Source organism: uncultured Roseibium sp. (genome assembly GCF_947494555.1).
Taxonomy (GTDB): domain Bacteria; phylum Pseudomonadota; class Alphaproteobacteria; order Rhizobiales; family Stappiaceae; genus Roseibium.
Window position 1 is genome coordinate 854,012 of record NZ_CANLVF010000003.1, and the last position, 19,222, is coordinate 873,233.

The following is a 19,222-nucleotide window of genomic DNA, read 5'->3' on the forward strand; positions in this document are numbered from 1 at the left end:
GAAAAGGAACTTGGGTGCTGCTAGAAAGAGTTTGCCAACCCGACTTCGAGCGCAAACAAAGAGCCGTCTGGATCGCAAAGGATAAAGCCATGAGTTTGAGCAGTTCTATCTGCCTCCAGAGGAGCCAGACGCGCGCCATTGGCTTCCGCTAAACTGCGGGCATTGGAGACGGAAGCAACCTTTATACTTGGCACCCAAGCTGCGTTTGAGCTTGTTGGTACATTCGAGACATATCGAACTGCAACAACATCGCCCGAAGGCCCGGCGAAAGAGACGCATCCCGGATCGCGTTTCGAAGCAACCTGCCATTCGAAAAGCTCAACATAAAACTCTTCTGGAAACAGACCGCTGTTGCTGACATACACTTCACGCCCGAACTGACGGTGCGGCACCGGGAAGTTGTGCCGCGATAGGGATAGTCCGAAGGGCACGCCGAGCGGATCGCGGACGAGCGCATTGCGACCGACGCCCGGAACCTCGAATGGCTTTCGAACAGTCTTACCTCCGAGCGCATCGACGCGCTCCACCGCGGCGTCGACGTCGGGAACCTCAACATAGGCGATCCAACCGTTTTCATTGTCTGGAGGTGTCTCGGCGAAACCAGCACCCGCTTCATCGGCCAACAGCGCGAGGACGAAATCCTTCTCACCACCGCCCCAAGCAAAGTCGGTCGCCCGCTCGACTTGGTAGGTCCAGTCGGCGATGTGCTGGTAGAAATCCATCGAACGCTTTCTGTCCGAAGTGAAAAGATCGTGCCACACGACCTTCCCGGCTTTTGACTGCGTCATCGTCTTACCTCCCGGAATCTTTAAGTTTCTTAACGCCGCGAACCATCTTCCCGAACGCCTTGTCCCGCGACCTGCGTTCCGCAAGACTGGCCGAATTGAAGGCATCTTCTGCCAAGAGTTTGCGCCATCTCCCTAGCCGAACAGCATCGAGGGCACCTTGTTCGACGGCCTTCAGTACAGCGCATCCCGGCTCGGTCTCGTGCTGACAGTCGTTAAAGCGGCAACCTGCGGCAAGCTCCTGAATGTCGGCAAAAAGGTCATTGATCCCGTCCACCGCATCGGTGAGCTTCAATTCTCGCATGCCGGGGGTGTCTAGGATCAGGCATCCATTGGGCATCGCATGAAGTTCGCGCCTGGTTGTTGTATGCCTCCCCTTTGCATCGTCTTCGCGAATGGCCTGGGTCTCGATGGAATGGCTTTCGAGCAACGCATTGGTCAGCGTCGATTTCCCAACGCCAGAGGAGCCCAAAAACGCCACCGTCTTTCCCGGCCGGCACCACGAGGACAGTTGCGTCCGGGGCGCGCTTCCACGGGCGTCGAGTGCGACCACTTCGATCATCTCCGACACGCCGCGGGCCGCGTCAGTATAGCTTTGCGGGTCTGTCGCAAGCTCTGTCTTTGTTACGACGATGACCGGTGTGATCCCGGCCTCAAATGCCAGAGCGGCATAGCGTTCGAGCCGGGCCACGTTGAAGTCCTGATTGCAAGACGTGACGATTAAGGCCGTATCAATGTTCGCTGCAATCAGTTGTTCCTGCCGGCCTGTGCCAGGTGCGCGCCGCTTAATTAGGCTTATGCGCTCAAGAACTCGACTGGATTGCGGGTGCGAAGGATACAGCATCAACCAGTCACCGACAGTCACATCCGGCCGGGGAGGAAGCAATGCGTCAACACTGTCACCGAGAACGTGCAGCCCATTGCGATGCACTTCAACGACGCGAGCAGGAGGTGTCGCTGCTAGCTCGTCTACACTGATCTGCTGGGCGAAAAAGGGTTGCCATCCCAGTGCCTGAAGGGGGTTGAGATTGGTTCGTGATCCGGAGTCTCGCGCGCGTTGCAGAAGGAAAGTTGTAAGGAAAGTTGTGCGGTCCCGTTTCATGGGGTGTCCACTTTCATGTCTCTAGCCCAAGCTATTCTTGAGCAATGATGGCAGGAAACGAATGTGCACATCAAAACGAGCCGTCAGCCTCAAGGCTACGGAACTGTTTCAATAGTTGGATGTGCACCGGAAGGCGTGCTGCCTCCCTTCATTACCAGGACATGAAGTCTCCATTTCGGATAACGAACACATGGGGTGTGGCAATACACAACGCAAGTGCTGACGACTAAGATGAAACGTTTATGCGTTTACTAGAAGCGTCTATCTGGCGGGATGAAAGGGAAGTCAGCTTTGTCCGCATTGCCGACGTCTGTTGGCCGCCCAACTTCGCGGACGCAAAGAATGACCGCCTTGGCGGACTGCACCGCAGCAGCGCTTCAAGGCGTGAATGCCCGGTTAGGGGCCGGAAGTGGACTGTCGGTTTTGCTATAGGATCACAAAACGGACACTCTTTCTGAGCTGTTAGGTGGACATTTTCGGCTCAGAGCGGACTTTTGGCGCGACCGTCTCAAAATCAGGTTTGAGCGCAGAGTGGACGCTGCCATCGGCTATCGTCAGTTGTGTTCAATGGCTTTTGTTGAATTCTCAGCCAAAACTGGGGGCAATTCTCGTTTCAAGAATTTGAGGAATGCTTCAATAGCTGGCAACAAGCCTTGGCGAGACGGCATCAAGAGGCTGATCTGCGGACTGCCCGCAGTCCACCCCGGTAAGGCGCGCACAAGCGATCCTGCCTCCACCTCTTGTCGGCAGACGTAGGAAGGCAGGGCTACTAGCCCAAGGGACGAGGCTGCCGCGTTTTTGAGGGTCGACATATCATCACTGGCGAAACGAACTTGGCAAGGGACAGAGGCGGTTTGCCCATCATCGCCGGTCAGCAGCCATTGGTGCGTTGCTCGCGGCCGGCCAAGAACCAATGCGGGATGATTTGCTAACCTGGCCGGGTCATCAGATTGCTCCAACGTCTTATGGTAATCTGGCGAACAGAACAGGTGCCATTCCACCCGCGCCAGTCGCACCTGAATGAGACTGGAGTCCGGTAGCGTTTCCATATGCCCGCGGATTGCGACGTCGATCCCACCTTTGATAAGGTCCTCTATCTGGTTCGAGGCCCTCTGCACCACTGTTACGCCGGGATTGTCCTGCAAGAAACGTGGGAGGATCTGATAGAGGCCAAACTGCGCCATTCCTACTGAACAGGACAGCGCCACGGTCCCTTCGATCCTATTGGTTTTTCGGCGAACGGTCGTTTCGGCGGCTTCAAATCGCGCCAAGGCGTCTTGGGCGTGTCGAAAGTATTCTTCGCCGACCTCTGTCGTCGTAACGACGCGTGATGTGCGTTGCAAGAGGCGCACGCCAAGGTCACTCTCAAGTTGCCGCACGCGGCGGCTGAGCCGCGATTTTGGGATGTTCAGCGATCGCGCAGCTGCTGAAAATCCCCCCTTTTCAACAACCTGAACAAAATAGAAAGCGTCGTTAAGGTCCATGCTGCACCTCTTTTCGTTCTATCAGTAGAACAATATGTTCTGATATTGGCGGATTTTCGATCGATTGTCTCGTTTGTATTGATAGTTCAGTAGATACGAGGGAATGACATGAACACGCAAGAGATCGATAAGTTTGCAGGCGTCACCTGCGACGACCATGCACGAAGTGACGGGCGCACGATCAGGATTGGCGATGGCTTTGAAGCCAAAAGCTATCAACACGCGGATTTCCAAGGTCTGATGGATCCGCTGATCATGGTGGATCATTTCCGCATGACAATGCCTACATTCGGGACACATGCCCATGCTGGGCTCTCCGCGGTCACGGTGGTGTTTGAGGACAGCACCGGAGCCTTCCACAATCGCGATTCCCTTGGAAATGACGTCGACCTGGCCCCCGGTGATCTCTATTGGTTCAAGGCCGCACAAGGGGCTATTCACAATGAAGCACCGCGGCCGGGTGCCAGAACCCATGCGTTGCAGGTTTTCGTCAACCTGGCCGAAGAAAACCGGCATGACGCGCCATCAGCGTTTCACCTTGCTGCCAAGGACATTCCAAAACTGCCGGGCGACCGCGCCACCGCACGGCTTGTCCTTGGCGAAAGCAATGGTGTTGCGGGCGCCGCAGCACCGGACATCCCATTGACGTTGCTCGACATTGAGATTCAGGCCGGGGGACGGTTCACGCATCAAGGCGACAGCCGCCACCATGCTTGGATCCTCGGGGTCAAGGGAACATCCACCGTGTCGTGGAATGAAAGCACTGCCGAACTGACGACAGGCAAAGCCATTGCCTTTGCCGGCGCCATCGACATCTCATTTTTCTCCGCACAGGGCGCGCACGTCGTCCTGTTTCGTGGCCCCCCTCTCCGCCAAGCCTTCGTCCAACGCGGCCCGTTTGCGATGGGCAACGCGGCTGAGCTTGACGCAGTCGAGGCCGACTATCGAGCCGGCCGCCTCGGCTCAATTGACTGAACACAACCCACTCAAGAGCAATCAGAAAAGGAGAAGACCATGACCAATCGACACAACCCGCTCCCCCTGACCCGTGACAATACCGCTGTCGTGTTTGTCGACAATCAGGTCGGGCTGATGACCGGCATCCGCGACTATTCGATCGCGGATCTCAAGCACAATATTGTCGGTTTGGCCAAATCCGCGAAGATCCTCGGCCTGCCGATTGTCACGACTACTACTTCGTCAGAAACACTGTGGGGACCCGCCATTCCGGAATTGACGGCAGCTCTGCCTGACCAGACTTTCATCGACCGGACAACCGTAAATGCCTGGGATGACCCGCGGGTGGAAGAAGCCATTCGCGCAACCGGGCGGAGCAAACTCATTTTCGCGGGTCTTTCCCTCGAGGTCTGCGCCGCGTTGCCCGCAATGCGTGCCGTTCGCGAAGGATTTGAAGCCTATATCGCCGTGGACGCCAGCGGGACATTCAACATGACGAAGCGCGAAACCGCTTTGGTCCGTTTGACCCAAGCCGGAGTGGTCGTCGCCGATGGCGCAAGCCTTGTGATCGAAATCCTCGCGGACAATGCCAGCAATCAGGCTGGTGAAGTCTACAGCGCCCTGGGCATGGATTGGTCGCTTCTCGTCAGCCAGGTCCGACAGAGCGCGTGACTGCGCGCAATCCGTGAGAGACCAAAAATCGGAAGCTTCAGCGGGTCATTTTTGGCTGGATAGTCGTTGTATACGGACCCTACAGCTTCTCCAAGCAGTTACGAAGTGTGGAAAGCTGCGCTTCGTTCTCAAAAAAATTCCAACAGAACTCGGTCCGCGGAGCAGAATTTCGAGTCCTCCAGCACATATTTCTGCTTTCCGCCGTCACTTCCCCGGGGAGAGACGCCCTGTAGCGGGCATTGATTTTATCTGCAACGAACCTCCGCTTCGGGCCAAGTGAGACAAAGCCTGGCAAGGGCAGACTACGGGCATGCACTTCAGCCACGAGCGCGCCTTTAAACCAACGCTCACTCTCAAGGTCAGGCAGGGACGGCACCGGCTGCCACGGGCGAGGCGTGTTTCACGCCCTTGCTGTCGATCTTGCCACCGGTTTTCAGGTGATGTTCGAGGCTGTCGAGCATGAGCGACACACGCTTCTTCATCACGGGTTTCATCATCAGGTTCCCCATGATCGCGCCGAGGGGCCCCATGCCCAATTGGATATCCATCTCCACCGTAACATCGGTCGCGTTGCCGCGCGGAGAAAGGCGTATCACGGACGTGCCACCCTTCATCGGTTTCGGCGCCTCGCTGAGCGACAAGTGGACTGCACGGCCGTTCTCGATCTTGGTGATTGTTTCGACGATCGAGGTCTTGTCGACGAACTCGCAACGCCGTTTCGCGCCGACGCCCTCGTTGTTGTGGCTCAGCAGCGGCGAGCGCACGACCCAGGGCTGGAAGCGCCAGATGCCACCCCAGTCGTTGAAGGCCGCCCAGGCATCTTCCGCCGAAGCGTTGATCCGTTTTGTCAGTTCTGCACGCATGGTGGTTCCTTTCGCGTTTCAGGGTTTTCGATTGAATCTTCTTGGTTCGTGTCCGGAGGACAAAAACTCTGTCCTCGGCGGAATCGAGTGAGAGGTTGGAATGGTCGACATCGCGTGATGATGTCCGCCACCGCACCGTCTGCAGTTTCGGGCGTCTTGAGTTCGAGTTGAATTGTGGCGTGCTTGGTCATTTCGGGCGCGTCCTCTGGCGCGATTTTGTTCGCTTGGCATTGTTGAAAGTGATTACCGCCCCTCGCTTTTGCCACTTCTAATTTTGCACCAGTGAGGTGCAAATTTCGAAGGTGATGGACGGAAATCCTTCCACTAAGAACATGCGGTACGACCCCACTCCCTGACCACCGCAGGAGGAAAGCCGATGCGTCGTCTCATGCTCACTGCCCTCATGGCCGCTTTGCTTCATACGGCGCCGCAGGCGTCTTCAGCCGAGGAAGGTTGGACAGAACTCGATCTGTCCAAGACGCGGATCGTAGCAGCTCAGACGGCGCTGCCGGCGAACGGGGCGATCCGGATAGGCGTCGACATTGCGCTTGATGACGGATGGAAGACCTATTGGAGGAGCCCTGGCGACGCCGGCTATCCCGTCACCGTCGACTGGTCCAGATCGCAAAATGCGGAAGTCGGAGAGATGCAATGGCCCGCACCGTACCGTTTTTCGCTCTTCGATCTCGATACCTTCGGTTATGGTGAGCGGGTGGTCTTTCCCTTCGATGTGACGGTTCTCGATCCCTCACAGCCGACACATCTAAACGCCACTGTCGATTACCTGCTCTGCAAGGAGGTCTGCGTCCCGCAGGTCGCCCAGGTTTCTCTGACGCTGGAACCGGGTGTGTCGGTGGCCAGCACCGAAGCTCAGCTTATCGATCTTTACAGTTCACAGGTTCCTGGCAATGGGGCCGGGGCAGGGTTGGACCTTCGCATGGCTGCAATCGAACCGGGCGGGTCCCGCGTGAGTGTCGAGGTCGCGTCGATCTTTCCGTTCACCTCTCCAGACGTGATCATCGAGGGGCCGGAAGACGTTATCTTCGGCAGGCCTGAAATCGCGTTTCGCGAGGACGGACTTGTCCTATCGGCGTCCGTGCCAGCCGAGACCTTCGAAGGTGGGTCCGTGCGCCTATCAGCGGAAGACATCACGATTACGGTCGTTGACGGTGCGCGCGGCCTTGAGACGGGGATAAACAGCAACCCTGCAACGTCCCGCGCTCCGGTCCCGACGACGGCCTTCCTTGGGCTGCTGGGCATCGCCTTTGTTGGTGGCCTGATCCTGAACCTCATGCCCTGCGTCTTGCCGGTTCTGTCGATCAAGCTTCTGTCGGTCGTCTCGCATGGCGGGCAAAGCCCGACGCGCGTGCGTCTTTCTTTCTTGGCGTCAGCGTTCGGAATTATCGCCTCCTTCTGGGTGCTGGCCCTCGGCGCCATTGCGCTCGGCGTGCTTGGGGTCGCGGTGGGATGGGGCATCCAGTTCCAGAACCCGTACTTCCTGGTCTTAATGGCGAGCGTCGTTATGATCTTCGCCTACAACCTCTTCGGCATGTTCGAGATATCCTTGCCGCAATGGATGTCCGTCGCCGCACAGATCGGCGACTCAGACAGCCTGCGCGGGCATTTCCTGACCGGCGTTTTCGCGACGCTCCTGGCCACGCCCTGTTCGGCGCCCTTCGTTGGAACGGCGGTCGGTTTCGCGCTGTCTTCGGGCGCGCCCGAGATCCTGGCCATCTTCACGGCTCTCGGCTTTGGGCTCGCGGCGCCGTTCCTGCTCGTTTCGATTTTCCCGAAAATGGCGACGTCGATGCCGAAGCCAGGCAAATGGATGCTAAAGCTCAAGAAACTTCTGGGTCTGGCACTTGCGGCGACTGCGGTGTGGCTGCTGTTCGTTATCGCCGGCGTCTCAGGGAAGGTCCTCGCCCTGGTCGTTGCCACAGGGTTGGCGGGCATCGGGGCGGTACTCTGGGCCGGTCGCGGGGACGCAAACGGGTCGGCCTTTGTCGGCACAGCGATCGCAGCGCTCTCGCTTGCTCTCATGGCAAGTCCTGCCATTTTCTCTGCCGGGGGTGGATTTGCGTCCCAGGCTGCGACGGCAAATTTCGCGAATTTCAGCGTTGCGGAACGCGATCGCCTTGTGTCCGCCGGAGATGTCGTGTTCGTGGACGTGACGGCGGACTGGTGCATCACCTGCCAGGTGAACAAGCGCCTCGCTCTCAGCGACGGGAACGTGCGGGCTGCGCTGGAGGCCGAAGGCATCACGCCGCTCCGGGCGGACTGGACCCAGCGCGACGACGCGATCCTGTCTTACCTGACGAGCCAAGGGCGTTACGGCATCCCGTTCAATGCCGTCTATGGGCCGGGCGCGCCTGACGGCATAGTGTTGCCGGAACTGCTAACGCCCGGCGCCGTCCTCGACGCGCTGCAAGAGGCGCGGGGTTAGGCCCCCCGGCCCTCGATCAGGTCCAGCTTGTCGGACACTGCGTCGTAGAGGTACTCCCGGAACCGGCGAAGCCGGACGCTGTCGCGCAGGTCCGGGTGGGTAAGGACCCACAGCGAGGTATGTGGCACGGCGCGGGCGCTGGGAACCCGTCGAAGATCCGGTTCGAGGTCACCCATCATGCAAGGCAGATAGGCCATTCCGAGTCCCCGTTTTGCGAACGCCATCTGCACGAACACGTCGTCGAAGCTGCCCATTACCGGCATGGGTTCCAGCCCGGCGGAATGGACCCATTTCGGATACTCGACCACATCGTCCCAGCCCAACCATTTGGCGTTACGGTTCACGCCACTGAAGACATGCGCATCAATATAGTCGGCTGATGCATACGCACAGGACGCCTGAGTCGCGAGGTTACGCCCAACGAGATAGTTGGGGGGCGAGTTGCCTTGTGACGTGAAGCGCATTGCGATGTCGGCCTCGCGCTTGGAAAGGTCGAGCAGATCCTCGGTCAGTTCCAGGGTCAGGTTGACGAGAGGATTTTGCTTGACGAAGCGCGTGAGGTCGTCGGTCAGCACGCAGACCGCCATCGGCAGGGGCAGGGTGAAGCGCACGTCCCCCGACAGTTCCGAGTCCCGTCCCGCAACCGACCGCTCAGCGGCGTGCATGGTTTCCTCAATCTTCTGCGCGGAGACCACGAGCTCTTCCCCGGACGGCGTAATCAGCAGTCCGTCGGGCGTGCGGTCGAAGAGCCGGGTCTTCAGTGCGAATTCCAGCGCATCCATGCGGCGCGACACTGTCGAATGTGCGACCTTGAGGTTTTCGGAGGCCCCGCGGATCGAACCGGCCCTGGCCACGGCGAGGAAAACCTTCAGGTCATTCCAGTCAACTGACATGCGTTCGGGGTCTCCTCGTCGTCTGAAGTGCAAAAATGGATGAGTCGTCAGTTACATGGTCCTAGCAATATTGACTGTTCCAATTTTCGTCCAGTGTGGCGCAAAAAAGGAACGTGCGGTGCGTTTTCAAGTAAGCTAGCACGATGGCGCAGGTATTAACAGGAGGTTTCCCATGCGCCTGATTTCCACTTTCGAGACGACAGCCGCCGTCATCGCGGTCGTGACAAGCCTGGCCGGCGCTGCGACGGTGACCGCCGCACAGGAGATGCCGCCGCGCGTCGTCGGCGCCGTGTTGGTCGACGAACTGACACTGGCGCCGATGCAGTTCGAGATCGAAGTCGAATTGGCCGCATCGCCCACGGACGTTTTCGCCTTCGTCTCGGACAGCATGAATGTTGGCAAAATCATCGACGGCGTTGCTGGTGTCGAGGTTTCTGGTGACGGCATGATGCGCGACTTGATGTTGGCCGACGGCACGGTGGTGTCGGAAACAATCAAGGTGAGCGACGCCGGCCAGATGTCCTTTGCCTATAGCCTGCCCGCCGAGAACCCGATGGGTCTGTCGAACCACCTGGCCGTGATCCAGGTGCGCGCCGCCGACGAGCGCGGCGGGTCGGTTCTATCCTGGCAGCAGTATTTCGACGGAGAGGCTTCGGCCGACGCGTCGGCGCTCTACCTGGCGGCGGCTCAGCGGTTGGCAGAGCGGTTCGGCGGTTACATCAGCGGAGAGCACAGCGGCTTCGCCGAGGTGACGCTCTCACATACCCGGACTTTCGACGTCCCCGCCACGGTGGTCTGGGCGGAAGTTGCCGAGAACTACGCGAATGCGCACGAATGGGCCAGCGTAATCCAATCGATCGAGTTCGAAGATGCCGATGCCGGCGCGATCGGTGACGTCCGGTCGTGCTTCATCCCGGGTCTCGGGGGCGCCACGCGCGAAGTGATCACGCGATACGACGAAGACAGCTTCACGTATGCCTACACGATCGAAGAAGGAATGCCGCCCTTCGTGACGTCGAACGAGGCGGTCTGGAGCGTGACGCCGGTCGACGAGGACACCTCGGAAGTCAACGTTACGATCACCTTCTCGACCGCGCCGGGCGTGCCGCCGGGGGCCATCGCCTTTGCCAGGTCGAACTTCTTTTTCTTCGCAGGGCTCGGGATCGAGGATCTCAGGTACTTCCTGGAAAACGGTGAGCCGCACCCGCGCGAAATCGCGTCACGCTCTTGATCGGAAAGGCGCAAGCCATGGCATTCCTCAGATCACCACTCACGGCACTCTGCCTTGGCCTTTGTCTGACCGCCGGGGCCCCGACCGGGGCCCTGGCACAAGCAGAGCCGACGACGCTTTCGGTCGAAGCGGGCGGCAAGGAACTGACTGCGCGAGTCATTCGTCGCGCGGCGACCGACAACGCCTCGCTGATCGTCGGATTGCACGGCTACGGAATGAATGAAGGACAGATCGAGACACTCGTGAATGTCGAACCCGCGTCGAGCAACAGCTTTGTTGCGCTCCGGGGGCCGGTCCCTGTGGAGGGCGGAGGACACGCCTGGTTTCCCGTCGATGACAGCCAAGTTTACGCCTTGAGCCAGCCTGCCGACTTCACGACCAACGCTGATATTGTCGCGGACGCGATTGCGGCCCTGACTGCGGAACTCAGTGCGGACCCGCGTCAGGTCTACGTCGTCGGCTTCAGCCAGGGGGCGTCGATGGCGCTCGGACTTGCGCTGACGCACCCCGATCTTGCAGCGGGGTACATCGCGTTCGCTGGTAGCCTTCCGCCTGAAGTGCGGACTGAAGACTGGACTATCAAAAACGGTGCCCCTGTGCTTATCGGCTATGGCACCCGCGACTCGCGGTTCAGCGCTGAGGAGCTTGACGCCACGATCGCGGCGCTGTCGGAGGCGGACCTGTCGGTTGAATTGCAGACCTTCGCCGTCCCCCACGTTGTCAGCGGTGCCGGGCGCCGAGCCATCGCGGCCTGGATCGACGACCGCATCGCCGGACGACCGGTTGCACAAACCCGTCCGCTGCCGCTTGCGGTGACCGCAGCCCCCGATACCGGCGAAGACCCTCAGGCGATCATCGCCGAAGCGCTGGCCGCCGCCGAGGCGCGGGGCGGATATTTCGGGAACCCGGACGGCGATCTCGTGATCTACAAATTCTTCGACTTCAACTGCTCGATCTGCCGGATTGCGCACCGGCAGATGGGTCGTTTCCTTGCGCAAATGCCCGACAATACCCGCGTCGTCGCGGTGGACGTGCCGTTGATCGGGCCAGGTTCACGCGAGGCGACGGCACACACATTCTCGATCGTGTCCCCTGACGATTACAACCGCGCCTACCACGCGTTGATGGTCGGGCGGGGTCAGTTAAACGGCGTGCGGGCCTTGCGCGAACTTGAGAAACTCGGAATCTTGCCAAGTCTGACCGACTCTCAGGAAGCCATCGACGCCTACCAGAACGAAATGCGGATAAACACAGCCGCGATGCGCGCTCTTGGGATACAAGGAACGCCGGGCTTCTATGTCCGGCTTGCAGATGGTCGCGAAGGGGCCTTTACCGGCTGGGATGCTGCCGCGATCGCCGCTTTCATAGGTGCCACACTCGAATAATCAGGCAGCAAGAGAGTCACGTTTCCACGACCGTAACCGTCATTTTCAGAGCGCAAATCAGGTGCACCAAAAGCCTTGCTTGCAATGAGACGACGCTGTGAATCAAAGCGCCAGTGCTTCAAAAAGTGTCTTATTGGGCAGCAGCGTTTATTGGCTTGTTCTGCTCCCAACGCGGGCAAATACCTTGTGGCGCGAGTCTACATCTGCGGATCGTAATAACATTCATAAGCAAAGTGGACCTTTATGCAAAACACTGAAAAAATCCGCTTCCCGCCCAATCCGTGAATTTGCTGCCTTTCGAATAAATGTCAGCTTTCGGGCTCAGGTTGCAATGTGTCGATCGTCCAAAATGGCGGGGCAATGCAGACAGGGGGATATATCTGGTCTGGGGCCGGAAGAGGACATTCGGGTTTTGTCTTTGGGGACTGCGAAAGCGGCCATTGGTGATGAAAACAGTGAAGGTCTGCTTCGAGACCATCCAAGACCTTCGGTGCGGCGCGCTGAACTCGAAACTCGGGTGGCCAACGGACATTTGATGCGAATCGAGCAGATGTCCGCTTCTAATTTCTGTATGTTTAAGTGCGATCGAGTAACGCTTATTTTCTTCGTCGTTTCGACAGTTCACGATAAAGTGCTTCCGGGGAGACACCGATTTCCGCGGCAATGTCCTTGGTCCGTCTTTCAGGAGAAGTGCCGGAATTGACCGCCAGCCAGAAATCGAGGCGATCAGCTACCTTTTTCAAGCTCCGGACTTCCGTGTTTAACCGCGCACGTTGAACGGAATGAGAAAGACTGGCCGCCCAGTTTTCTGCCCAGCTTCGATTTGATGCAAGGCGGTCCTTGAATGCGTCCGTCTCAAGCTGCGCGACGGTGCTTCGGCATCGGGCGATCGCATCGCAATGATAGGTTTCAGAATAGACAGAGGCCTCCGCTAAAACAGCGTCCCGGCCTGCACTTTGCAATACGATTTCGTTCCCCGAAGGGGTGACCCGAACTAGGTCGATTTCACCATCCAGGATCAGAAAAACACTCAACACGTTGTCGCCAGTATGAAAAAGGCAATCGCCCCTCTCACACGATCTGCGGACTGCGTCTGAGAAAACCAGTGAAAGCCAATCGGACATGATTGCTATCATATGTGCCTATGCGCCTTCGGGGTAGACCTTGGAGACCATTACAAGGAGCCAACCTTATGAAAAACCTTCTGATGCTGCCGATTTTCCTGACGCTCACCGCAGGTCAAAGCCTCGCTGAGACGTCAACGCACAGTCACTCTGCGGCGCATCAACACCAAGCTTCACAGATCGGCGCGCCAAGTGAGCCGGGTCAGGGTGCATTTGCTTCGATCCAGGAAATCGTCGAGCTCTTGCTCACAGATCCCGAAACCGAATGGGAACGCGTTGATCTGGAAGCCTTGCGCGGCCATCTGGCCGATATGGACAATGTTACGCTCCGTTCAATCGTTGCCGTGGAACCTCTGGCCAACGGGGCTCGCTTCACGGTTACATCCAAGCAAGGCAGCGTGCGCCAATCCATCAAGAACATGGTTCTGGCACACAGCCATGAAATGTCCGGGACTTTCGGTTGGAACTTGAGCGCGGAAGAGATTCCTGACGGAGCCATTTTGACGGTAACCGGAACAGTCGAAGATGCGCCCAGGATCCAGGGCCTTGGTTTTATCGGTGTCATGACGCTCGGCATGCATCATCAAAGCCATCATCTGGCAATTGCTCGCGGACATAATCCTCACTGAAGCTTGACTGTCTTCAGGCTTGGCATGGGCGCACTCGCCGAACGTTCCCTGTGCAAGTAACCGGATCAATTTGAAACGAGTGTCGTAGGTTCGTAGCCAGCGTCCCGGATAACACGCAAGATGTTATCCGGTTGTCGCAAGCTCGAGATTTCGACGATGCGTTTTTCAAGGTCGCACGCAACGACAGCCGCCGGTTCTGCTGCCAAGACCGCCTTCTCGATCGCCATTACACAATGGCTACAGCTCATATCCGGAATGCAGAGTTTCATGATGTACCTCCTGCCTCAAACCTCGAGGGTTATGGAGGTTCTTGCTAGGGGAAGGTCAACAGGTAGAACTACTTACAGGTTTTTTCGATAATTTCTGTTGACCTTCCAGCGACTGGAAACCCCATGTGAGGAGCAATCATCAACGTCACATTGGACCATGACATGTCCTCGAAACAGAAACTATCCTTGTCCGTTCAGGGGATGTCCTGTGCGTCCTGCGTCGGACGCGTGGAGCGCGGTCTTTCCGAGATTGAAGGGATCACGGACGTCACAGTGAACCTCGCGACTGAAACCGCACATCTGACCGCGGACACCGCTGAGCAGGCTTTGGACGCGATAACCAAACTCGGAAAGATGGGATATCCGGCACGAACGGAAACTCTGGTTCTCAACATAGGGTCGATGTCGTGCGCTTCCTGCGTGGGCCGCGTGGAGAATGCTCTGAAGAACGTGCCGGGCGTTGTCGAGGTGAGTGTCAATCTGGCTTCAGAAACCGCGAGCATCACCTATGCCGAGGGTGCTTCGACGCCTCAGGCGCTAATGGAAGCCTCGGGCGCTGCCGGATATCCGGCGTCACTTGCTGAAGCAGGAGCAACGCGTGTCCGCACTGAAAGGAAGCAAGAGGAAGCGCAGGATCTCTTTCACAAGATGACCGTGGCGGCGGTTTTCGCGTTTCCTGTCTTCATTGTCGAAATGGGCAGCCACGTCATTCCGGGCATGCACCATTGGATCATCGCGACGATTGGGCAGCAAACGAGTTGGGTGCTGCAATTCCTCTTAACCACCATCGTCTTGGCTGGCCCGGGACGAGGTTTTTACTTGAAGGGGTTCCCGGCGCTGCTCAGGGGCGCTCCGGATATGAACAGCCTGGTCGCAGTCGGTACCGGCGCGGCATACCTGTATTCCGTCGTTGCAACGTTCCTTCCATCATTGATCCCGGATGCAGTCAGGGCTGTCTACTTTGAAGCGGCAGCCGTCATCGTGGTCTTGATCCTGCTTGGGCGGTTCCTGGAAGCCCGGGCCAAGGGGAGAACCGGTGCCGCGATTCAAAAACTGCTTGGTCTTCAAGCGAAGACGGCGAGAGTACTGCGGGATGGTGAGCAGATTGAGGTTCCCATCGACGCCCTGGCGATAGGTGACACGATCGTCGTGCGCCCAGGGGAACGTATCGCAGTTGATGGCGATGTGATTGAGGGGTCATCGCATGTCGACGAGAGCATGATTTCCGGCGAGCCTGTTCCAGTTGAAAAGGCAGTTGGTGCTCAAGTCACTGGAGGCACGGTCAATGGATCGGGCGGCCTGCAATACACGGCGACGAGGGTTGGGGCAGACACGACGCTATCGCAAATCATCCGTATGGTGGAGGAAGCTCAGGGTGCAAAACTCCCGATCCAGGGACTGGTCGACAAGATTACCCTTTGGTTTGTTCCGGCTGTGATGATCGTTGCCGCTCTCACCGTTGTCGCATGGCTGATCTTTGGTCCGGAACCGGCGCTCACCTTTGCGCTTGTTGCGGGCGTTTCGGTTCTGATCATTGCCTGTCCGTGCGCCATGGGACTGGCCACACCCACGTCAATCATGGTCGGAACGGGCAGGGCAGCTGAAATGGGTGTCTTGTTCCGGAAAGGCGATGCCCTTCAACAACTGGCGGAAGTCGGTGTTGTTGCGCTCGACAAAACCGGAACAGTCACCGAAGGCCGGCCGGAACTGACCGATATGGTACTGGCGGACGATTTTGACTGCCAGGATGTGCTGGAAATGGTTGCTGCCGTTGAGAGCCGGTCGGAACACCCTGTCGCAGAGGCGATCGTTCGCGCGGCGTCCGTTGAAAACAAGAGACGTCTGGATGCTGAAGACTTTGTGTCGATCACCGGACACGGTGTAAGCGCTCTGGTTTCCGGGAAGAAAGTTCTGGTTGGTGCCGATCGTCTCATGCTCAAGGAAAACGTCGCGATTGGTCATCTGCGGGATCGGGAAGAGGATCTTGCGAGACGCGGCCGGACAGCACTCTTTGCGGCAATTGACGGCCAGGTTGCGGCTGTGATCGGGGTCTCCGATCCGGTCAAACCGTCGAGCCGGGATGCCATCGCTGCCCTTCATGCACAGGGGCTCAAGGTGGCAATGATTACCGGTGACAAACGGGAAACAGCCGAAGCGATCGCAGTGGAAACAGGCATCGACACCATTGTCGCCGGCGTACTGCCGGATGGCAAAGTCGCCGCTTTGAACGACCTTCGCGGCGGTGGAAACAAAATCGCCTTTGTAGGTGACGGTATCAACGATGCACCCGCTTTGGCCCACGCGGATGTCGGGATCGCAATTGGAACTGGAACCGACGTCGCGATTGAATCTGCGGATGTGGTCTTGATGTCGGGCGATTTGCGCGGCGTGGTCAATGCCCATGAGGTGTCAAAACGCACCATGCGCAACATCAAGGAAAACCTCTTTTGGGCCTTCGCATACAACACTGCCCTCATTCCGGTGGCCGCAGGTGTGCTTTACCCCGCTCTCGGGGTCCTTCTTTCTCCGGTTCTGGCAGCGGGCGCGATGGCACTTTCCTCCGTTTTTGTGCTCACCAATGCACTACGGTTGCGGGGCATCAAGCCATCCATGGATGAGAGTCGCGAGCGACATGAGCCGGCGCGGGAACACATCCCGGTAGCGGCGGAATAAGGAAGATGGTGATGAACATAGGAGATGTTTCCCGCAAATCCGGTCTCCCAGCAAAAACGATCCGATACTATGAGGACATCGGCCTCGTCACACCACCACGCAGCGAAAACGGCTACAGAGCATTTCGTGAAACAGAGCTGCACAAGCTTGCGTTCCTTGGAAGAGCTCGTGAGCTCGGTTTTACGATCGAAGATTGCCGGACCCTCCTGGCTCTTTACGAAGACGACGGCCGGGAGAGCTCTCAAGTGAAACGGGTGGCGCAAGACCATCTGCACAAGATCGATGAAAAAATCGGGCAATTGCAATCCATGCGCGGGACCCTTGCGCATCTGATCGACGAATGTGCGGGGGACCATCGCCCGGATTGTCCAATCCTAGAAGATCTCGCAGGAGAACAGAGCTGATGCCACGGAAGCTCTTGCTTTTGATGTGCGTGGTGCTGATTGCGGCCGGAGGATACTTTCTGTTTGAACGATCATCTGATGAGCCGTCGGTGGAACAAGGTCAGGCGATGGTCGAAGTCGTCATCCCGCCGCTGGATGCGACAACGAAACTCGGCGAGCGGCTGTTCAACGAAAGCTGTGCAAGTTGCCATGGCGCGAATGCGGCGGGCCAACAGGGCATCGCTCCACCACTTGTGCACAAGATCTACGAACCGGGTCATCACGCTGACGGTGCGTTTTTTCTTGCCGTCAAGCAGGGTGTTCGGGCACATCATTGGCCATTTGGCGACATGCCACCTGTTGAGGGCTTGACCCAACGGGATGTTGAGCGGATTGTTGCATATATTCGGCTCCTTCAAAGAGCCAACGGCATTCAGTAAAGGTCCAATGAAACGCTTTCTGCCAATATTCTTGACCAGGTTTTTGATGTCAGTTGCCGTGCTGATGCTTGTCGTCGGCGGGGCTACGTTCAATCACCCAGTGGCAGGCCATGATCACTCTGGTCATGAACATGCGGATACGCTCGATCATCATCATGGCACCGGCCAAAGTGATATCGAATACACAGACACGCAGACAGTTCATTGTGGTGCCAACCTTCTTACTTTGACCTGCGAATTTGAACCGATTGCTCCAACCGGTTCCGGTGACCTTGAGCCCGTTGAAGCGGCCTTTGTTATGTCGAAATCGAGTACCGTCGAGCCTCCACCCCCACGCCTCTTCTCCTAGTCCCAGTTCAAAAGCGGTGGCCCAGGTCACCAATAGTCTGGAAACAGGAAAGAGAAACCAATGAAACTGTCCGTAATTTTAGTTTCGGGCGCGCTTGTCGTGACAGGCGCTGCCGCCGCCGTGGCACATGGCGGTGCCACTGGAATCGTGAAAGAACGCATGGACTCCATGGGTGCCATGGGCAAGGTGATCAAGTCGCTGTCTGCAATGATGCGCGGTGAAACCGAATATGACGTGGACGTCGTTCGCAAGGGGGCGGAAATCCTTCAGAGCCATTCCGGCGAAGCGCTGACAAAGCAATTCCCGGAAGGCAGCATTGAAGGTCCTTCGGAAGCCAAGCCCGAGATCTGGTCCAACTGGGAAGAGTTTTCTGGAATTTCCGGACAACTGGAATTGTTCGCAACCGCTCTGGGCGAAGCCGCTGGCAACGGACTTTCTACACCGGGAGCGGGCGGCGGCATGATGGGCCAGGGCAACATGATGGGCGGTCAGAGCGGCATGATGGGTCAGGGCACCATGATGGGCGATCCATCCCACATGCAGAATCCCGAGATGCTCGCCCAAATACCGGTGCAGGGGCTCTTTGCCATGACAGCTCAGACCTGCTCGGCCTGTCATACAAAGTTCCGCATCGAGAAGAAGTAACCCGTGCGGATCTGGCTTGTTGGCGCGTTCTCCGCTCTTGCGATGGCAGGAGCGGGGTTCGTCGGGCTGTATCTCTGGCCAATCGGGAAACCGGTCGAACTCGCGGCTGCGAAAGGTGACCCGCAGCGCGGTGCATATCTCGCCCGCATGTCCGGGTGCATTGCCTGTCACACGGATTTTGAAGGCGGTGGCAAACCGCTTGCCGGAGGGCTGAAACTTCCGACCGACTTTGGCACTTTCTATTCACCGAACCTGACCACCGACAAGGAGAACGGCATAGGCGCCTGGACTATGGAAGACTTTGCCAAAGCGGTGCGCCAAGGTGTCTCACCGGATGGAGACCCCTATTATCCATCTTTTCCATACCCGTTTTATGCCAAGTTGTCCGATCAGGACGTCGCAGATCTATGGGCGGCATTTCAGACTGTTCCTCCGGTAGCTGAAACCTCCAAGGCGCATGTGATGGTCCCACCATTCAACATCCGGTCCGGCCTGAAGATCTGGCGTGGTGCATTTCTTGATCCCAAGCCGTTTCGACCGGAGCCTGACAGGAGCGAGGCGTGGAACCGGGGCAAGTACATCGTTGAGGGTCCTGCCCATTGTGGTGCGTGTCACACGCCTCGAAATCTCCTTGGAGCGAGACAGGCAGATCTGTTTCTGGAAGGTGCAGACAAATTACCCGATGGCGGCAAATCGCCACCCATCACCAGCGCTGCTTTAAAGGAGGGTGGCTGGACGATAAGCTCCTTGTCCTATGCATTGCAGACCGGGGTAATGCCTGACGGCGATGTATTCGGGGGCTCGATGGGAGAGGTTGTGAGGGACGGCACGGCGTTTTTGTCTGAGGAAGACAGAAAAGCAATCGCGACCTACCTGCTGGAGAGAGACGAATAAG

Annotated in this window: 19 protein-coding genes; 11 read left to right on the plus strand and 8 right to left on the minus strand. The window is 57.9% G+C overall.

Going from position 1 to position 19,222, the window contains the following annotated elements:
• Positions 1 to 20 precede the first annotated feature (20 nt).
• From Q0915_RS18645 to Q0915_RS18655, 3 genes are all read right to left on the minus strand, one after another.
• The gene (locus Q0915_RS18645) at positions 21 to 893 is read right to left on the minus strand and encodes a VOC family protein (RefSeq protein ID WP_366525296.1); all 873 of its coding nucleotides are present in this window, start codon (positions 891 to 893) and stop codon (positions 21 to 23) included.
• Positions 793 to 1,887 carry a ribosome small subunit-dependent GTPase A gene (gene rsgA / locus Q0915_RS18650; protein WP_299476882.1) on the minus strand — a complete coding sequence of 365 codons (1,095 nt, stop codon included), beginning with the start codon at positions 1,885 to 1,887 and terminating at the stop codon, positions 793 to 795. Before rsgA ends, Q0915_RS18645 begins: the two co-directional genes overlap by 101 nt.
• Before the next feature lie 554 nt (positions 1,888 to 2,441).
• Positions 2,442 to 3,371, minus strand: a complete 930-nt coding sequence (locus tag Q0915_RS18655) for a LysR substrate-binding domain-containing protein (RefSeq protein WP_299476885.1) — start codon at positions 3,369 to 3,371, stop codon at positions 2,442 to 2,444.
• A gap of 108 nt (positions 3,372 to 3,479) precedes the next feature.
• On the opposite strand from Q0915_RS18655, the gene Q0915_RS18660 reads away from it, so the two are divergent.
• Positions 3,480 to 4,346 (plus strand): pirin-like C-terminal cupin domain-containing protein, encoded by an 867-nt coding sequence (locus Q0915_RS18660; protein WP_299476888.1) that lies wholly within the window; start codon positions 3,480 to 3,482, stop codon positions 4,344 to 4,346.
• Positions 4,347 to 4,385: 39 nt separating this feature from the next.
• Positions 4,386 to 5,000, plus strand: a complete 615-nt coding sequence (locus tag Q0915_RS18665; RefSeq protein WP_299476892.1) for an isochorismatase family protein — start codon at positions 4,386 to 4,388, stop codon at positions 4,998 to 5,000.
• Positions 5,001 to 5,359: 359 nt separating this feature from the next.
• Here the strand turns inward: Q0915_RS18665 and Q0915_RS18670 are convergent, their stop codons facing one another.
• Positions 5,360 to 5,863 carry an SRPBCC family protein gene (locus tag Q0915_RS18670; RefSeq protein ID WP_298963380.1) on the minus strand — a complete coding sequence of 168 codons (504 nt, stop codon included), beginning with the start codon at positions 5,861 to 5,863 and terminating at the stop codon, positions 5,360 to 5,362.
• A 376-nt stretch (positions 5,864 to 6,239) separates the two neighbouring features.
• Here Q0915_RS18670 and Q0915_RS18675 point away from each other — a divergent pair, with 376 nt between their 5' ends.
• Positions 6,240 to 8,306 carry a protein-disulfide reductase DsbD domain-containing protein gene (locus Q0915_RS18675; protein ID WP_298963378.1) on the plus strand — a complete coding sequence of 689 codons (2,067 nt, stop codon included), beginning with the start codon at positions 6,240 to 6,242 and terminating at the stop codon, positions 8,304 to 8,306.
• On the opposite strand, the gene Q0915_RS18680 is transcribed toward Q0915_RS18675, so the two are convergent.
• Positions 8,303 to 9,199, minus strand: a complete 897-nt coding sequence (locus tag Q0915_RS18680; protein ID WP_298963376.1) for a LysR family transcriptional regulator — start codon at positions 9,197 to 9,199, stop codon at positions 8,303 to 8,305. The two genes, Q0915_RS18675 and Q0915_RS18680, sit on opposite strands and share 4 nt — an antisense overlap.
• Positions 9,200 to 9,371: 172 nt before the next feature.
• On the opposite strand from Q0915_RS18680, the gene Q0915_RS18685 reads away from it, so the two are divergent.
• Together Q0915_RS18685 and Q0915_RS18690 are read left to right on the plus strand one after the other, a co-directional pair.
• Positions 9,372 to 10,430, plus strand: a complete 1,059-nt coding sequence (locus Q0915_RS18685; protein WP_299476901.1) for an SRPBCC family protein — start codon at positions 9,372 to 9,374, stop codon at positions 10,428 to 10,430.
• A gap of 17 nt (positions 10,431 to 10,447) precedes the next feature.
• Positions 10,448 to 11,815, plus strand: a complete 1,368-nt coding sequence (locus tag Q0915_RS18690) for a dienelactone hydrolase family protein (RefSeq protein WP_299476905.1) — start codon at positions 10,448 to 10,450, stop codon at positions 11,813 to 11,815.
• Between the two features lie 596 nt (positions 11,816 to 12,411).
• Here Q0915_RS18690 and Q0915_RS18695 read toward each other — a convergent pair.
• Positions 12,412 to 12,951, minus strand: a complete 540-nt coding sequence (locus Q0915_RS18695) for a Crp/Fnr family transcriptional regulator (RefSeq protein ID WP_366525297.1) — start codon at positions 12,949 to 12,951, stop codon at positions 12,412 to 12,414.
• A gap of 56 nt (positions 12,952 to 13,007) precedes the next feature.
• Here Q0915_RS18695 and Q0915_RS18700 point away from each other — a divergent pair, with 56 nt between their 5' ends.
• Positions 13,008 to 13,568: a hypothetical protein gene (locus Q0915_RS18700; protein WP_298963364.1), complete on the plus strand. Its 561-nt coding sequence runs from the start codon at positions 13,008 to 13,010 to the stop codon at positions 13,566 to 13,568.
• 65 nt (positions 13,569 to 13,633) lie between these two features.
• Here the strand turns inward: Q0915_RS18700 and Q0915_RS18705 are convergent, their stop codons facing one another.
• Positions 13,634 to 13,837, minus strand: a complete 204-nt coding sequence (locus Q0915_RS18705) for a heavy-metal-associated domain-containing protein (RefSeq protein ID WP_298963361.1) — start codon at positions 13,835 to 13,837, stop codon at positions 13,634 to 13,636.
• 162 nt (positions 13,838 to 13,999) lie between these two features.
• On the opposite strand from Q0915_RS18705, the gene Q0915_RS18710 reads away from it, so the two are divergent.
• Genes Q0915_RS18710 through Q0915_RS18720 form a run of 3 tightly spaced genes read left to right on the plus strand, consistent with a single transcriptional unit; the run spans position 14,000 to position 17,333 of the window.
• Positions 14,000 to 16,510, plus strand: coding sequence for a heavy metal translocating P-type ATPase (locus Q0915_RS18710; RefSeq protein ID WP_298963356.1), 2,511 nt, complete (start codon positions 14,000 to 14,002; stop codon positions 16,508 to 16,510).
• 11 nt (positions 16,511 to 16,521) lie between these two features.
• Positions 16,522 to 16,914: a Cu(I)-responsive transcriptional regulator gene (gene cueR / locus Q0915_RS18715; protein ID WP_298963353.1), complete on the plus strand. Its 393-nt coding sequence runs from the start codon at positions 16,522 to 16,524 to the stop codon at positions 16,912 to 16,914.
• Positions 16,914 to 17,333 (plus strand): cytochrome c, encoded by a 420-nt coding sequence (locus tag Q0915_RS18720; protein ID WP_298963352.1) that lies wholly within the window; start codon positions 16,914 to 16,916, stop codon positions 17,331 to 17,333. Before cueR ends, Q0915_RS18720 begins: the two co-directional genes overlap by 1 nt.
• Before the next feature lie 49 nt (positions 17,334 to 17,382).
• Here Q0915_RS18720 and Q0915_RS18725 read toward each other — a convergent pair whose 3' ends face one another.
• Positions 17,383 to 17,538 (minus strand): hypothetical protein, encoded by a 156-nt coding sequence (locus Q0915_RS18725; protein WP_299476921.1) that lies wholly within the window; start codon positions 17,536 to 17,538, stop codon positions 17,383 to 17,385.
• 204 nt (positions 17,539 to 17,742) lie between these two features.
• Here Q0915_RS18725 and Q0915_RS18730 point away from each other — a divergent pair, with 204 nt between their 5' ends.
• Positions 17,743 to 18,327, plus strand: coding sequence for a cytochrome c (locus tag Q0915_RS18730; protein ID WP_299476925.1), 585 nt, complete (start codon positions 17,743 to 17,745; stop codon positions 18,325 to 18,327).
• Positions 18,328 to 18,330: 3 nt separating this feature from the next.
• Positions 18,331 to 19,221, plus strand: coding sequence for a cytochrome c (locus Q0915_RS18735; RefSeq protein ID WP_299476928.1), 891 nt, complete (start codon positions 18,331 to 18,333; stop codon positions 19,219 to 19,221).
• Position 19,222 lies beyond the last annotated feature (1 nt).

Coding starts and splice junctions, on each gene's coding strand:
- Q0915_RS18645 (WP_366525296.1), bottom strand. CDS start 893: ATGCCTTCAATTCGGCCAGTCTTGCGGAACGCAGGTCGCGGGACAAGG.
- rsgA (WP_299476882.1), bottom strand. CDS start 1,887: ATGAAACGGGACCGCACAACTTTCCTTACAACTTTCCTTCTGCAACGC.
- Q0915_RS18655 (WP_299476885.1), bottom strand. CDS start 3,371: ATGGACCTTAACGACGCTTTCTATTTTGTTCAGGTTGTTGAAAAGGGG.
- Q0915_RS18660 (WP_299476888.1), top strand. CDS start 3,480: ATGAACACGCAAGAGATCGATAAGTTTGCAGGCGTCACCTGCGACGAC.
- Q0915_RS18665 (WP_299476892.1), top strand. CDS start 4,386: ATGACCAATCGACACAACCCGCTCCCCCTGACCCGTGACAATACCGCT.
- Q0915_RS18670 (WP_298963380.1), bottom strand. CDS start 5,863: ATGCGTGCAGAACTGACAAAACGGATCAACGCTTCGGCGGAAGATGCC.
- Q0915_RS18675 (WP_298963378.1), top strand. CDS start 6,240: ATGCGTCGTCTCATGCTCACTGCCCTCATGGCCGCTTTGCTTCATACG.
- Q0915_RS18680 (WP_298963376.1), bottom strand. CDS start 9,199: ATGTCAGTTGACTGGAATGACCTGAAGGTTTTCCTCGCCGTGGCCAGG.
- Q0915_RS18685 (WP_299476901.1), top strand. CDS start 9,372: ATGCGCCTGATTTCCACTTTCGAGACGACAGCCGCCGTCATCGCGGTC.
- Q0915_RS18690 (WP_299476905.1), top strand. CDS start 10,448: ATGGCATTCCTCAGATCACCACTCACGGCACTCTGCCTTGGCCTTTGT.
- Q0915_RS18695 (WP_366525297.1), bottom strand. CDS start 12,951: ATGATAGCAATCATGTCCGATTGGCTTTCACTGGTTTTCTCAGACGCA.
- Q0915_RS18700 (WP_298963364.1), top strand. CDS start 13,008: ATGAAAAACCTTCTGATGCTGCCGATTTTCCTGACGCTCACCGCAGGT.
- Q0915_RS18705 (WP_298963361.1), bottom strand. CDS start 13,837: ATGAAACTCTGCATTCCGGATATGAGCTGTAGCCATTGTGTAATGGCG.
- Q0915_RS18710 (WP_298963356.1), top strand. CDS start 14,000: ATGTCCTCGAAACAGAAACTATCCTTGTCCGTTCAGGGGATGTCCTGT.
- cueR (WP_298963353.1), top strand. CDS start 16,522: ATGAACATAGGAGATGTTTCCCGCAAATCCGGTCTCCCAGCAAAAACG.
- Q0915_RS18720 (WP_298963352.1), top strand. CDS start 16,914: ATGCCACGGAAGCTCTTGCTTTTGATGTGCGTGGTGCTGATTGCGGCC.
- Q0915_RS18725 (WP_299476921.1), bottom strand. CDS start 17,538: ATGAACTGTCTGCGTGTCTGTGTATTCGATATCACTTTGGCCGGTGCC.
- Q0915_RS18730 (WP_299476925.1), top strand. CDS start 17,743: ATGAAACTGTCCGTAATTTTAGTTTCGGGCGCGCTTGTCGTGACAGGC.